Origin of the sequence: Arsukibacterium sp. (assembly GCF_033721375.1) — a bacterium.
Taxonomy (GTDB): Bacteria; Pseudomonadota; Gammaproteobacteria; order Enterobacterales; family Alteromonadaceae; genus Alishewanella.
Map to the genome: position 1 here is coordinate 148373 of NZ_JAWWAP010000005.1, position 14293 is coordinate 162665.

The following is a 14293-nucleotide window of genomic DNA, read 5'->3' on the forward strand; positions in this document are numbered from 1 at the left end:
TTGTATATCCAGGCTAAAGCAGTTGCGGCTTGGCGTAGTATACCTGTTCAGCACTGTAGCAGTAAGAGCAAAGCCTCGCTTTTAACGCTTATGTTCAGTTAACCAGCTGTTTAAAATACCAATCTGGCCACATTTGTGGGCTGCATACATTAAACGGATAGCATTACTTAGCAAAGTACTGTCATTCCACTGGGTTTTTTCCTGGATCTCCTGGTAGCAACCTAATGCTTCCGGTGTCAAATAGCCCCGCAGCTCCTTTTTACCAGAAGCTTGTTGCTTTTGCCGGTATCGTTGTTGTTTTTCGGCATTACTCAGTGCCCTTTTATTGTCACTGCTCATATCTATACTCATTACTTATTTATTTGTAAGGTGAACGCCGCACGCCTACTATTAGCAGACAAGTTGAAATTTGCAGCGAACCGACAAATCGGACTTGTCTGGCGTACAAGTGTTCGCTAAAGTGGCGCAGCATTTATAATGGGTTAAACATACATGACTAAGAATAGCTTTACAAAAGAAGATTTAATCGCCTGCGCAAATGGTGATTTATTCGGTCCGGGTAACAGTCAGTTACCGTCGGACAATATGCTGATGATGGACCGGATTGTTCACATTTCTGAAGAAGGCGGCCTGTATGGCAAAGGTCAGATCATCGCTGAGCTGGACATTACCCCCGATCTCTGGTTTTTTGCCTGCCATTTTAAAGGCGATCCGGTAATGCCAGGCTGCCTCGGGCTTGATGCCATGTGGCAGTTAGTCGGTTTCTTTCTTGGCTGGTGTGGCGGTCCGGGCAAAGGCAGAGCACTGGGCGTTGGTGAGGTTAAATTTACCGGTCAGATTTTACCCAGCGCCAAAAAAGTAACTTACACCATTAATATGAAACGGGTGATTAAAAGAAAACTGTATATGGGTATCGGTGATGGCGTGGTCAGTGTTGATGGTCGCGATATTTATGCTGCTACTGATTTAAAAGTAGGCTTATTTCAGGATACGTCTAACTTCTGAGCGATGAAGTGCGCTTAAAACAAACCCCGCTATAAATGCGGGGTTTGTTTTTTCTAAAAAAGAGAATAACTTATATCCGGTTAGAGGCCTTTATTAAACAGACCGACATTACGGTCTTCCATTGCTTCCCGCCAACCTCCGAGCCATTGTGAGCGGGCATCTAAATTTTGATAGGGACAAATTTCTTTGGAGCGTCCGGTGACACCGGCACGATAACCTTGAGCATGAGCACGTTCCAGACGATCACGTTTTTGTCTTTTCATACGGCAGTCTTCCTCAACATTTTTTATTAATTAACAGTACAACTGGTGTCTCAAACAGGTTTGAACAACCTGACAGCAAACCACTCCATCGTACTCATTAATTGATAGCTGACAGCTTCAGAAGGTTCAAATGAAATTAACAGATATACTGCTTGACAAAAGCTAACGAACTGAAGTTGTTTGCGTTTTAAAGACGTTTTTATTTATATTTTATTACGATTAAAAATAATTTTTGATAACTGTTTTTTCTTATCGAAGGATACAACGAAAAAAGCTGCCGAAGCAGCTTTTTAATCACGTTATAAAGAGCCTGGTTCAGTTAACGTCTGCGCCGAAACCATAATCCAAAGCCGGCCAGCAACAGTAAGCCTACGCTTCCCAATCCGCCTGCTTTTCGCTCATAGGTATCTTGCTCTGTATTGCAGTTTTCCTGCTCACCATTGGCGATAGGCAATAACTTAACCGCTTTTGCCTGTTCATCCAGTACCGGGTTGCCATCAGCATCCAATACCGGCTGACCTTTCGCATCAAGCCGGGGTGACTGCTGCAGCACCGTTGCCAGAATTTCCCCATTATTATTAATGGCGCTGGCATCAACTATCGTATAATCCGCATTACAGCCCACCAGATTATTTAAATCCTGAAACATATCACTGGCAATATCATAAACAAAGCCATGCTGGCGCCGGTCGGTAGTGCCACCGATAATAATTTCAGCCCGGCCGACTATTTGACCGTTATCGTTTATTGCTGCCGGGACAGATGAAGAACTGGCAAAAAAATCGGTTGGAAAAACTACTCTGTCAGCCGCAACATCGTAATAAAAAAACTTATCACGTCGCGCGCCGTTTATTGTCTTTATGGCATATCCGGTTGCAACATTACTATTATTAATGTCAATTGCAGTACTTGCTAACCACTCTGACGGATCAATAAAGCCACCTACTTCACCATTGCGAAATACGGTCGCATGGGGTGCGGAGTATATCCGGCTGAATTCTCTACCGAAACTGTCGCGAAACCGAATCAGCCTGTCGCTATCGCTGTATATGGAGTATCCAACAGCGACACCATCATCATTTATTGCCTGAGCGGAGCTGGAATAACGCAGTTCTTGCTCATCATTTTCAGATTGATACGCTGTACCTGTTCCTTTTTCACCCAGAAATCCAAACGACTGAGTATTTGTCGCGGTACCATCAGGTTGCAACTGCCAAAGCATTGCCCTTTCAGCATAGCCATTCGGCACTGTTACTGTTTGATTGCGATAAATTTGTGATTTTAAATCAAAAAATGAACTTGTACGTAATTCAAGCTCCCGGTTTAAGCAAAAAACCACCGGCTCAATGTCGCCGTCGCAAATCGTATCCAACTGTGTGGATACTTCTTCGTCGAGAGTGATCGATCCAGAACCTGCAATTAAACCCTGATTATTAACAGAAAAGGCTCTGCTAAAACCACCACCCAACTCAGTATATAGTGGTAGCAATGTCACCGGACCAGTGCCTGACACTGCAACACCGTACTGAAAACCGGGTTCAGGTTGCCAGACCGTTATTGTTTCAGGCGCTTCAGCCTCTTCATCCTCTGGATCCGGTGCCGGGGTAAACTGTTGTTTACTATATGGTGCAGTTGCGATACCGACAGCTATGCCTTGTTCGTTTAAATCATATATGAATTCACTGTTAGAACGGAGCTGCTGCAGATCGCGCATCGGTATTACCGCTGGTGTAGCATTTTCAGCTTGTGAAATGGCAACGGCCCGCCCGACTGGCTGATTTCTGATATCCGGATTGGCACCCAGCAATACGCTAAGGGTATTTAATACCGTAGCATCAAAAATACCCAGTTTGGCATCTTCTATCTGTTCCGGGGTTAAAATAGCGGTAATCGTTTCACTGTCAAAGTTAATGGTACTGACGTCCAACGGGAAATTAATAAAATTTACTGCTGTGCGACGGGTTTGCTGGTTTGGCAACTGCCATTGGATAAAACCCTGGCCGGTAACAACAGCATTACCCTGATCATTCAGTGCCGCAGCAAAAGTTGCCTTGGAGATGTTATTGGGTTGAAGCTCTGCAACCTGATATACGGCGGCAGCAGTGGAAAATGCAGTTAGCAGTGGCAATACCGCCAAACTGATTCGAGATAATTTCATTCAAGGCCCCTAATCTACTTCTGATGTACGTCTACTGTACTAAGAATTTAATGCTTCTAATTGTTCCCAGCGCGCATACGCTTGCGCCAACTTCGACTCGGTTTGCTGCAGTAGGTTCAACGCCTGTTGACTGTCAGCGGCATTTCGCTTAAAAAACTCCGGATCGTTCACCTGCAGCTGCAACGCAGTCAGCTCGGCGTCAAGTTGCTCTATCTGCTGGGGTAATAACTCAAGTTCGCGCTTTTCTTTGTATGATAACTTCTTCGGATTTTTAACTAAAGGATTAACTTCAGCTTCTGTCGGCTTATCAGCTACAGTTTGCTCCATTGTTGCAACAGGTTTTGCTTTTGCCGCTTGCCTGGCCTGATAGGCCATTACATCATCATAACCGCCCGCTATTTCTACAATCCGGCCATTGCCAGCAAATAATAAAGAACTGGTAACGGTGTTATTAACAAATTCCCGGTCATGACTGACCAATATCACGGTGCCCTGATATTGCTGCAAAATATCTTCCAGTAATTCCAGAGTTTCCACATCTAAATCGTTGGTTGGTTCATCGAGGATCAGTAAGTTACTGGGCCTGGCAAATAACTTTGCCAGTAACAAACGGTTTTTCTCCCCCCCTGACAACGCCTTAACCGGTGTTCTGGCCCGGGCCGGCGGAAACAAAAAGTCCTGCAGGTAACTAAGCACATGACGGCTCTGACCATTTTGCTGTACTTCCTGTTTGCCGTCTGCGACGTTATCCTGCACCGTAGCCTCTAAATCGAGCGCAATCCGGTGTTGATCAAAGTAAGCGACCTCAAGGTTGGTACCACGCTTTACTTCGCCGCTGTCAACTTTGTAGTCAGCCAGCAGCACTTTAATTAAACTGGATTTACCTACACCGTTAGGCCCAACCAGCGCAATACGATCACCGCGCATCACCAGTAAATCAAGCTTATCCATTACTGGTTTACCGTTAAATGCCAGGCTGATGCCTTTACCTTCAAATACCAGCTTGCCAGAGCGGTTAGCCTGCTCGATGTTAAAATCGACTTTACCTTGTTGCTCTAAACGTGCCGCCCGCTCCTGACGCAGTGCTTTTAGGGCCCTGACTCTGCCTTCATTGCGGGTACGGCGGGCTTTTATGCCCTGGCGGATCCAGACTTCTTCTTCGGCCAGCCGTTTATCAAATAACGCATTATGCTTTTGCTCGTCTTCCAGCATTTTTTGCTTACGATCCAGATACTCCTGATAATTCCCCGGGTGGGAAGTCAGCTCACCCCGATCCAAATCGATAATCCGGGTCGCCAGAGCCCGGATAAACGCCCGGTCGTGCGAAATAAAAATAATGGCACCATTAAAATTCAGTAAGAACTGCTCCAGCCACTGAATAGCCGCTAAATCCAGATGGTTAGTTGGTTCGTCCAGCAATAAAATATCAGGCTTGGCTATCAGTGCCCGGGCTAACGCAGCTTTACGCAACCAGCCACCCGATAACGTTGACAAACTGGCGTCCGGGTTCATATCAAACTGCTGACAAATGTCACTGACCCGCGCCTCCAGCGACCAGCCATCACGGGTATCCATTTCATTTTGCAGTTGCTCAAATAAACGATATTCAGCCTCACCAGCCCCGTCCAGATTTTCAGACAAGGTGTAAAATTGTTGCAATTTTTCAGCTAAATCACCGGCACCCTCGCGGATAAAATCAGCAATTTTAGTGTGCATTTTAGCCGGCGGATCCTGCTCTAAGCGGCTGAGTACCACCCCGGTATTGATGACTATCTGGCCATCGTCCAGGTTTTGCTGACCGGTCAGCAATTTTAAAAAAGACGATTTACCGGCGCCATTACGGCCAACCAGACACACCCGCTCGCCGCTGAACAGGCTAAAATCAACATGATCTAAAATCGGGTTGGTACCAAAAGCCAGACAAGCCTGCTGAAAACGCAATAATTCCACTACTTACTTTCCTTTACCTTAATAGTTTCTAACCAATTACCAACAGCCGCCTGATCAAAAGGCCAGTACAGTAAGTTATCGTCTGCAGATATTACCGGTATATGCAACCGGAACTGCTGCAGCAACTGCTCGTCATCGATAATATCAACCACCTGAAACTCCAGCCCTGCCGCTATTAGCAGCGCTTCCGCTTCTTCACATAAATGGCAGCCCCAGGTGCTGTATAAAATGTACTGCGCCATTAACGTGTTAACTCAAAACAGACATGAATATTGGGATTACGTTTAAAATCTTCGGGCAACGTTGCTGCCGAAATATCTTTTATCTGCCAGCCTGCTGCTTCCAGCGCTGCCCTGTCAATTTTAAACCGGCGTTTATTATTGGAAAAAATAACTTTACCGTCCGGGTTTAACCGAGCTACCAGCATATTAAGTAAGCTGACATGGTCACGCTGCACATCCCAGTTATCTTCCATCCGTTTTGAATTAGAGAACGTTGGCGGGTCAACAAAAATCAGATCAAACTGATCGCGACAGCGCGCCAGCCACTGCAGACAGTCGGCCTGTTCAAACTGGTACTTTTTAGCCTGCGGCCCGCTAACCATTAAACCATTTTGGGTAAAGTTGCGCTTCGCCCAGTCTAAATAGGTGTTAGACATATCAACCGTTGTGACCGCTTTCGCGCCACCGATAGCGGCATGCACCGAGGCGGTGCCGGTATAAGCGAACAGGTTAAGCACGGTTTTGTCTTTCGCCTGCTGCTGAATTAAGCGCCGGGTTAAGCGATGATCTAAAAATAAACCCGTGTCCAGATAATCACGTAAGTTCACCAGAAACTTAGCGCCGTACTCTGTCACTTCTTTGTACTGCCCTGCTTTAGCCATTGCCTGATACTGGTTAGCGCCTTTCTGCTTTTCCCGCACTTTCAGAATCATTTTATCAGAGCTGATACCCAGCACTGTTGGTACCTGATTCACCACATCGAATAAGCGTTTCTGGGCAATCTGCTCATCAACGGTGGCGGGAGCCGCATATTCATGCACCACCACTTCCCCATCGTACCAGTCTACTGCCACGTTATATTCCGGAATATCGGCATCATATACACGGTAACAGCTTATCCCTTCGCGCTTTGCCCATTTTTGCAGTTGTTTCAGATTTTTCGCCAGCCGGTTACCAAAAGAGCTGCTTTCAGCGAAAAATAACGATGGCGCAGCAGAGCTGACCGCCACCTGTTTTTCAGTCAAATCAAATAACGTAAATTCACAGTCAAGCGGCCCGTTGGTAAATTTATAGGTTTTGCTTTTCGATAACCGTAATGAGCGAAGTAAATCGGCGTTAGAGGTAATTATGGCTAAGCGCCAGCCCTGATAATGTTGTTTTAACGCCAATGAAAAATTACTGTACAGCGGGATCAGGCTCGGTAAGTCGCCTAACCGCTCACCATACGGCGGGTTAGTAACAATAACCCCCGGGTTTGCTGCTACACAGCCTTGCAACTTAGTGGCATCAGCGTAATCGACCTTAACGTAGTCTGCGACGCCGGCCCTGGCAATATTCTGTCTTGCCTTCGCCAATGCTCGTTCATCAGTATCACTGCCATAGCATAAAATACCCGCCGGCAAGCTGCGCTGCTCTGCTTTAGCGGCGTCTTTTAATTGTTGCCAGACATTGGCCCGGTGTCCTGGCCAGCCTTCAAAGGCAAAGCGCTCCCGATTTAAACCCGGCGCTATATTCAGGGCGATCAGTGCCGCCTCAATAATAATGGTGCCACTACCGCAAAAAGGATCAAAAAGTGGCTTATCACTGCTCCAGCCAGATCGCTTTAACAGGGCAGCTGCCAGATGCTCTTTTAACGGTGCTTCGCCCTGCCCGCTGCGATACCCGCGCTGGTGTAACGATGGCCCGGAGAAATCTTGCAGAAAATGGAAATAGTTTTTCTCCAGCCGCACCTGAAAACGCATATCGGGGTTTAAGCGGTCTACATCGGGGCGCTGACCGGTTTCTTCCCGGAACTGATCAACAATGGCATCTTTTAGGCGCATGCCGCCAAACTGGCTGTTGTCAATGGTAGCGTGTTTACCAACACAATCTACCGCCAGAGTCTGTCGAATAGTCATTAATTGCGGCCAGTCAATTTTACGGGCTATCTGGTATAGATCTGATTCTGCGGTTACCGGTTCTGATTGTATAAGACGCATAATGCGGGTTGCCAGGCGCGACCACAAACACAGCTGATAAGCATTGCTTAACTCTGCGTTAAAGCGCACCACACCCATAGATACTTTAATTACTTCGCCCTGATAATGGCGTATCTCATCGGCCAACAGCTCTTCGACGCCCTTTGACGTTAAAGCCCAGAATTCCAGCATAACACCCAACCTTTAAATAAAATGGCCGACAGTATAACAGAATGTAATTTAAACACGGTTGAAGATTTGTAATAGCAGCTGATATTGCCGGGTAATCCACCGCACTGCTGCTTAATTCGCCAATCAGTCTAAATAACTGAAAATACCCTGATTAACATCTTGCATAGCATTCCTAAAACCACTAAGATGCGCCCCGCAATGACGGACGCGGGATGGAGCAGCCTGGTAGCTCGTCGGGCTCATAACCCGAAGGTCGTCGGTTCAAATCCGGCTCCCGCAACCAATTGTGACTTGTTTATACGGAAGGTCATCAATTAACGTTTTGCAAATCAAACTATTACCTTAACTGCTCAAGGGTAATTTACGGACGCGGGATGGAGCAGCCTGGTAGCTCGTCGGGCTCATAACCCGAAGGTCGTCGGTTCAAATCCGGCTCCCGCAACCAACTAAGAAATAGATTCAAGTTATACTGACAAGCCCTCGGGCTCCTCTTTATAACCGCGAGGCGAAGGTCACAAATCCGGCTCCCGCAACCAACATCTTAACCAGCATTTAGCTGGTTTTTTTGTGTCTGAATTTCGCGTCTCTTAACAAGAGCATCCGAAGGTCGTCGGTTCGCTTTTCACCAAGATCAGGGCTCCCGCAACCAATTAAGACATAGATTCAAGTTATACTGACAAGCCCCGGGCTCCTCTTTATAACCGCGGGGCGAAGGTCACAAATCCAGCTCCCGCAACCAACATTTTAACCAGCCAAGTGCTTTTTTTGTAGCTGCCTTTTGTTCTTTGCCATTAGCTGCCTGCCTTCTGTTATCAATTAAGCTATCCTAAACAAATTATTCAGCTCGCCAGTTATTAACAGATTAAAAAGGTCGTTATGTCAGTTTTTAGTACCGAATACTCCTACCAGCAATTACCAGAAATTTTGTTTGCAAAATGCCAGCCAACGGCTGTAGCGGCGCCTGAGTGGCTGGCGTTTAATCATTCATTGGCTGATGAGCTGGGCATTCCAGCGCAATACCATGCCAGCGAAGCAGGCTTGAAGCTGTTTTCCGGTAACGATCTGCCTGAGTGGTGTCAGCCAATAGCTCAGGCTTATGCTGGCCATCAATTTGCCAATTATGTCCCGCGTTTAGGTGATGGCCGGGCACTGCTGCTGGCTGAAGTTATTAGCAACAATGGCCAGCGGTATGATTTACAACTAAAAGGCGCCGGCCCTACTCCGTTTTCCCGTGGTGGCGATGGCCGCTCGCCGCTGGGGCCGGTGATCCGCGAATACCTGCTCAGTGAAGCAATGCATGCACTGGGTGTTCCGACCACCCGGGCACTGGCTGCAGTCAGCACCGGCGAAAGCGTCTACCGGGATGAACCACAACCCGGCGCGATTTTATGCCGGGTGGCGAAAAGCCATATCCGGATTGGCACCTTTCAGTATGTCGCCGCATTAAATGATCGACAGCTGCTAATGGAATTCACCGATTATGTGATTAACCGGCATTACCCGCAGTGTCAGTCACAGCCCCAACCCTATCTTGCCTTGCTTGCCGCTGTTATTGCCGCTCAGGCCGCGACGGTTGCACACTGGATGAGCCTGGGTTTTATTCACGGTGTTATGAATACTGATAATATGACGATCAGTGGCGAAACAATTGACTACGGCCCCTGTGCTTTTATGGAAGCCTATGATGAAAAAGCGGTCTTCAGCGCCATTGACCGTCGTGGCCGTTATGCCTATGGCAATCAGCCAGCAATAGCCCTGTGGAACCTGACCCGTCTGGCAGAAGCCCTGCTACCGCTGCTGCACAGCGATCAACAGCAAGCCATTGCGCTGGCAACCTCGGCACTTGAAGAGTTCAGCTCGCTATATCAGCATAATTACCGGCAAAAAATGGCAACTAAGCTCGGCATTACCGCGCCGGCGCCTGAAGATGACCCGCTCATCGCCCGGTTGCTGCAATTATTGCAACAAGATCAGGTCGATTTCAGCCTCTTCTTCCGCCAGCTTAGCCAGCAGGACCCGGCAACCGCGGCTGAGCTATTTAATGATAAGCGTAACTGGCAGAGCTGGTTAAATAGCTGGCAGGTCCGGACAAGCGAGCAAAGCCTCACATCTGAGCAACGTATTATTGTCATGCAACAAGCAAACCCCGCCCTAATTCCACGCAATCATCTGGTACAACGCGCTATTACTGAGGCCACCGGGCACGGCGATCTTAGCTTTTTTAACGAACTGAAAAACGCCTGGCAGCATCCTTTTGTCAGCAAGCCGGAATATCAGCCATTAACGCGGCCGGCGACGGCAGCCGAGCGGGTTAACCGCACATTTTGCGGTACCTGATGCTGGTCAGCCTAGCGGTAGTCATAAATGTTTAATGTTAGTTTCATGGGGATGTCATCTTAACAGCCTGTAATGGCAGCAGGTTTCACCAGAGATAATACTGATGAATACACTGCAAAAGCTGACGTTACTGGATACCAGGCTGTTTTTTCAGGTTAATCTTATTGGCCAGCTACCTTCCGTTAAAAGGCTGAGTCTTGGTTTATCCCGCTGTGGTGATGGCCCCTTGTACCTTATTATTGCCTTATTACTATGGCAATTTGAGCAAAGCCGCGGCAGTCAGTTTTTACAACATGCATTGATAGCATTTGCCATTGAACTGCCACTCTATTTGTTACTGAAAAATGCCATCCAGCGGGAGAGACCCACAGGGCCGTTACAACATGGCTGGTCGCCGGGGATCAGACCCTCAGATCGCTTCAGCTTCCCGTCTGGTCATACTGCCGCTGCTTTTATGTTTGCCTGGTTGTTGGCAGCTTATTACCCCGAATATACCGGCTGTTATCTGCTGCTTGCCTCGGGCATCGGCCTGTCCAGAGTGTTACTGGGTGTACATTACCCCACCGATATTCTGGCTGGGGCTTTGCTTGGCAGCGTGATTGCACTATTGGTGTTACAAATCGTGTTCAGCAGTGGCGTTAGCACCCTATGACTACAGTAAAACCCAAATGAAGATCCTTTATGGCGTCCAGGCTACCGGCAATGGCCATATCACCAGGGCCAGAGCCTTACTACCTGCGTTACAGCAACAGGGAATAGAAGTCGATTTTCTGTTTAGTGGCCGCTCAAAGCAGCAGTTGTTTGAGATGGAAATGTTTGGTGATTATCGCTGGGCAACCGGTTTTACTTTTGCCACAGCTAAGGGCAAGGTACAGAAGCTGACAACCTTTCGGCAATTACAGCCATTACAATTTTACCGGGATATACGCCAATTAGATTTAACAAGCTATGATGTCGTTCTGACAGACTTTGAACCGGTAACGGCCTGGGCGGCAAAGCGTCAGGGCAAACTATCGGTAGGCCTGGCACGGCAGTACTCACTAAGATATCCATTGGCAGGAAAGCAGTCTGCGCCCTGGTTAAAAACGGCGGTCTCAGGCTTTGCGCCGGCAAAACTAATGCTGGGCGTGCATTGGCAACCTGAATTCCCTGACTTATTGCCACCGTTGCTCGCCCCTGTTCCACCGCAGAGCCTCAGTAACAATGATAATGATGCTAAGCCGCCCTTTGTGCTGGTTTACTTACCTTTTGAACAACTGTCCGGGGTAATTGATTGGTTAAAACAGTGTCCAAGCTGGCATTTTAAACTGTATGCCAACGTCCGGGCCCTTCGTACAGAAGACAATGTTACCATCCTGCCGCTAAGTCGTAGTGCCTTCCCAACCGACTTACAACACTGCAGCGGCGTAATTTGTAACAGCGGTTTTGGCTTGTGCAGTGAAGCACTTATTGCCGGTAAAAAACTGCTGGTAAAGCCGCTGCAGGGGCAGATAGAACAGGCTTACAATACCTATACCCTGCTGAAAATGGGCAAGGCGCAGCAGTTTAATCAGTTTACACCAGAGCCATTGTTAAACTGGCTTTACCGGCCGGCTGCTGAACCGTACCCGCTGCCTGATCCCGCATTGGCTATTGCCCGCTGGCTGAAGCAGGGTTGTACGACATCTATTAACGCGTTAGCTGCGTCTGTATGGCAGCAAACGCATGATTAGTCCTGCTGCCCACTGCTGATATCGAGTTCAAGCCGGGCTCGCTCGACCAGTTCCTGATCTAACTCTGTTTTTACCGCAACACCTAAATCCTTAAACTCAGCCGCCTGCTTTATCAAATTTCCTTTGCCGGTAACCAGTTGACCAAGCGCCTTGTCATAACTCTCCCGCGCCTTATCCAGCTGCTTGCCTACCCCCTGCATACTATCGAGAAAGGTTTTTAACTTCTGATAAAATTTTTCAGCCCGGTTAGCCAGTTCAGCAGTATGTTTATTCTGATCTTCAAAGCGCCATAGCTGCCGGACAATATTCAGACTGGTTAATAAGGTTGTTGGTGTAGTCACCAGAATATTGCGATCAAGTGCCTGCTGAAATAACTGGCTGTCATGCTGCAGGGCGGCAACGTAAGCCGACTCAATTGGAATAAACATAAACACCACTTCCGGCGAGTTTAAGCCTGCTATCTGATAGTAGCTTTTGTCAGCCAGTTCAGTTATCCGATCTTTAACGGCCGCGATATGGGCTTTTAATGCCAGCAGCCTGCTGGCGTCATCTTCAGCGTTAACATAACGGGTGTAAGCCGACAGAGATGTTTTAGCATCAATGATTAAGTGTTTCCCCTGCGGCAGGTAAATAACCACATCCGGTCGCTGCCGGCCACTGTCAGTATTAAAACTGGCTTCACGCTTATAATCTTTACCTGACTGCAGGCCACTATTATCCAGCACATTCTCCAGCATCAACTCGCCCCAGTTGCCCTGAACTTTGCGCTCGCCCTGTAAGGCTTTACTAAGCTGGCTGGCTTCAGTGGTAATCTGCTGATTAAGTGCTTGTAACTGCTTTAATTCAGTTTTAAGTTCAGACCGCTGCTTGGTTTCTTCAGTATGCAGCAATTCTACTTTTTGTCTGAAACCCTGCATATCCTGCTGTAAGGGGGTAAGCAGCTGGCGCATACTTTCCTGATTCTGGTGTTTAAAAACTTCACCTTTACGTTCTAAAATTTCAGTTGCCAGTAGCTCAAACTCCTGCTTTAACGCCGCTTTGTTCTGCTCCAGCAATTGCAATTGCTCAGCAAAGTGCAGCTGTTTTTCCTGCAACGAGCTACCTAATCTGGCATGATCAATGGCCAGTTGCTGATATTGTTGCTGCAAATTGTGATGCTGCTGCTGCAACTGCTGATACTGTTGTTGCCATAACTGAGTTTGGTTTTCGCTTTTGGCCAGATTAAATTGCTGCTCACGCTGGCCCCGTTGCAGACTGACTATTACCACTAACAAACCAAGTATAATTAACGCCATCGCCAGCAATGAAAGCGTCAGCGGCGTAAATTGGAAATTCATAAATAAGCAGCCCTGATAATTAGTTAGTTACGCGTATTAGTTGAAGAGTACCACAGCCGGTTACATTTCAACTCTGTTGCGACCTTTGGCTTTTGCTCGGTACAAGGCGTCATCAGCCCGCTTCAGCATCGTATTTGCGTTATCATCACGAATAAAACTGGCTATGCCAAGGCTTACTGTTAACTGCTTGCCGTGCACAAAGTCATGGGTCTCAACAGCGATTCTTATCCGCTCGGCTAATAGTTTTGCTCCGGCAAGATCAGTATGAGGGCAGACAACTAAAAATTCTTCGCCTCCCCAACGCCCCGCCACATCAAGCTCTCGGCAGTGTTGTTGCATAATACCGGCAAACGCTATCAAAACCTGATCCCCAGCCATATGGCCGAAATTATCATTAACTGCTTTAAAAAAGTCTAAATCAGCCAGGATGACACTAAAAGGGCTTTGATGGCGGATGGAGCGGGCTATTTCCTGACTGAGGATCTCGTCCAGTTTGCTGCGGTTAAACAGCCCGGTGAGTGTATCCGTTACAGATAAGCGTTGCAGTTGTCGGTGCTGAGTTGCCAGCGCTCTTAATACTTCAAAACGGCTTACTTCGTAGTAGTGCACTAATATCACAAGACAAATTGAGGCAAGCGCGACATTTAGCAGAGATTCGACTGAAAAACTGGCGGCCGGCCAGGATGCTGAGCGCCATACCAGCAGTAAGGTAAGCAGCCCCATAAATACAGCGGTAGCAATGAGTCCACGCCCCCGGCCCAACAAAAAAAAGGCCAGAGGAGGAAAAATACATAACCAGTACAACGCGTAAAAGTGCGGAGCTGCAAAACAAAGATAACCAATTAAAAATCCGCCAAGCAGTAAAACTGTATGATTAGCGCCCTGGCGCACATTATTGGAAAGCTGAAAGCGGCGTAGTAATGTCGCGGCCAGGGCAGCGGCTATAAAATCGAGCAAGGCGACACTGTATAATGAAAAAAAAGCCAGATTTACAAAAAAGAAAAAAGTAAAAATGACAATCATACCAAGCAGCATGCCATTAATCAGATAAACCTGCTGATACTCTGGATCAGCAGGTTTAAACCGGTGATTATTGGTTATAAAGTGTTTTAACACCAAAGCCCCTGCTAACTGATTACCAAAGCATATTAAATGATACC

12 protein-coding genes and 2 tRNA genes are annotated in these 14293 nt (G+C 47.4%); 6 read left to right on the top strand and 8 right to left on the bottom strand.

All coding sequences use genetic code 11. From position 1 onward, the window contains the following. Positions 1 to 81: 81 nt before the first annotated feature. A complete protein-coding gene (locus tag R3187_RS09210; RefSeq protein WP_318966489.1) occupies positions 82 to 339 on the bottom strand; it encodes a hypothetical protein in 258 nt (85 codons plus the stop codon). Between the two features lie 153 nt (positions 340 to 492). Between R3187_RS09210 and fabA the strand changes: the two genes are divergently transcribed. Further along, positions 493 to 1005, top strand: a complete 513-nt coding sequence (gene fabA / locus R3187_RS09215; RefSeq protein WP_318966491.1) for a bifunctional 3-hydroxydecanoyl-ACP dehydratase/trans-2-decenoyl-ACP isomerase — start codon at positions 493 to 495, stop codon at positions 1003 to 1005. Between the two features lie 80 nt (positions 1006 to 1085). On the opposite strand, the gene rmf is transcribed toward fabA, so the two are convergent. The 5 genes from rmf to rlmKL form a co-directional block, all read right to left on the bottom strand. After that, a complete protein-coding gene (rmf, locus tag R3187_RS09220) occupies positions 1086 to 1268 on the bottom strand; it encodes a ribosome modulation factor (protein WP_019674311.1) in 183 nt (60 codons plus the stop codon). Positions 1269 to 1587: 319 nt separating this feature from the next. Then, a complete protein-coding gene (locus tag R3187_RS09225; protein ID WP_318966492.1) occupies positions 1588 to 3426 on the bottom strand; it encodes a DUF3466 family protein in 1839 nt (612 codons plus the stop codon). Between the two features lie 39 nt (positions 3427 to 3465). Then, entirely contained in the window at positions 3466 to 5376 is a 1911-nt protein-coding gene (locus R3187_RS09230) for an ATP-binding cassette domain-containing protein (protein WP_318966493.1), read from the bottom strand. Next, positions 5376 to 5618 carry a glutaredoxin family protein gene (locus R3187_RS09235; RefSeq protein WP_318966495.1) on the bottom strand — a complete coding sequence of 81 codons (243 nt, stop codon included), beginning with the start codon at positions 5616 to 5618 and terminating at the stop codon, positions 5376 to 5378. The genes R3187_RS09230 and R3187_RS09235 overlap by 1 nt, the downstream gene beginning before the upstream one ends. Beyond that, the gene (gene rlmKL, locus R3187_RS09240; RefSeq protein WP_318966496.1) at positions 5618 to 7747 is read right to left on the bottom strand and encodes a bifunctional 23S rRNA (guanine(2069)-N(7))-methyltransferase RlmK/23S rRNA (guanine(2445)-N(2))-methyltransferase RlmL; all 2130 of its coding nucleotides are present in this window, start codon (positions 7745 to 7747) and stop codon (positions 5618 to 5620) included. The genes R3187_RS09235 and rlmKL overlap by 1 nt, the downstream gene beginning before the upstream one ends. A gap of 206 nt (positions 7748 to 7953) precedes the next feature. Here rlmKL and R3187_RS09245 point away from each other — a divergent pair. The 5 genes from R3187_RS09245 (at position 7954) to R3187_RS09265 (ending at position 11796) form a co-directional block, all read left to right on the top strand. Then, positions 7954 to 8030, top strand: a tRNA-Met gene (locus R3187_RS09245). A gap of 85 nt (positions 8031 to 8115) precedes the next feature. Beyond that, positions 8116 to 8192: transfer RNA gene (locus tag R3187_RS09250), tRNA-Met, on the top strand. 431 nt (positions 8193 to 8623) lie between these two features. Continuing rightward, positions 8624 to 10084: a protein adenylyltransferase SelO gene (locus R3187_RS09255; protein WP_318966498.1), complete on the top strand. Its 1461-nt coding sequence runs from the start codon at positions 8624 to 8626 to the stop codon at positions 10082 to 10084. Positions 10085 to 10187: 103 nt separating this feature from the next. After that, on the top strand, positions 10188 to 10736 hold the full coding sequence (locus R3187_RS09260; protein WP_318966501.1) for a phosphatase PAP2 family protein: 549 nt from the start codon (positions 10188 to 10190) through the stop codon (positions 10734 to 10736). Between the two features lie 16 nt (positions 10737 to 10752). Further along, a complete protein-coding gene (locus R3187_RS09265; protein ID WP_318966502.1) occupies positions 10753 to 11796 on the top strand; it encodes a glycosyltransferase family protein in 1044 nt (347 codons plus the stop codon). Here R3187_RS09265 and R3187_RS09270 read toward each other — a convergent pair. Continuing rightward, positions 11793 to 13133, bottom strand: a complete 1341-nt coding sequence (locus R3187_RS09270; protein WP_318966503.1) for a DNA recombination protein RmuC — start codon at positions 13131 to 13133, stop codon at positions 11793 to 11795. The two genes, R3187_RS09265 and R3187_RS09270, sit on opposite strands and share 4 nt — an antisense overlap. 60 nt (positions 13134 to 13193) lie before the next feature. Beyond that, positions 13194 to 14249: a GGDEF domain-containing protein gene (locus R3187_RS09275; RefSeq protein ID WP_318966505.1), complete on the bottom strand. Its 1056-nt coding sequence runs from the start codon at positions 14247 to 14249 to the stop codon at positions 13194 to 13196. Between the last annotated feature and the right edge of the window lie 44 nt (positions 14250 to 14293).

Coding starts and splice junctions, on each gene's coding strand:
- R3187_RS09210 (WP_318966489.1), bottom strand. CDS start 339: ATGAGCAGTGACAATAAAAGGGCACTGAGTAATGCCGAAAAACAACAA.
- R3187_RS09270 (WP_318966503.1), bottom strand. CDS start 13,133: ATGAATTTCCAATTTACGCCGCTGACGCTTTCATTGCTGGCGATGGCG.
- R3187_RS09225 (WP_318966492.1), bottom strand. CDS start 3,426: ATGAAATTATCTCGAATCAGTTTGGCGGTATTGCCACTGCTAACTGCA.
- rlmKL (WP_318966496.1), bottom strand. CDS start 7,747: ATGCTGGAATTCTGGGCTTTAACGTCAAAGGGCGTCGAAGAGCTGTTG.
- R3187_RS09255 (WP_318966498.1), top strand. CDS start 8,624: ATGTCAGTTTTTAGTACCGAATACTCCTACCAGCAATTACCAGAAATT.
- R3187_RS09260 (WP_318966501.1), top strand. CDS start 10,188: ATGAATACACTGCAAAAGCTGACGTTACTGGATACCAGGCTGTTTTTT.
- rmf (WP_019674311.1), bottom strand. CDS start 1,268: ATGAAAAGACAAAAACGTGATCGTCTGGAACGTGCTCATGCTCAAGGT.
- R3187_RS09265 (WP_318966502.1), top strand. CDS start 10,753: ATGAAGATCCTTTATGGCGTCCAGGCTACCGGCAATGGCCATATCACC.
- fabA (WP_318966491.1), top strand. CDS start 493: ATGACTAAGAATAGCTTTACAAAAGAAGATTTAATCGCCTGCGCAAAT.
- R3187_RS09235 (WP_318966495.1), bottom strand. CDS start 5,618: ATGGCGCAGTACATTTTATACAGCACCTGGGGCTGCCATTTATGTGAA.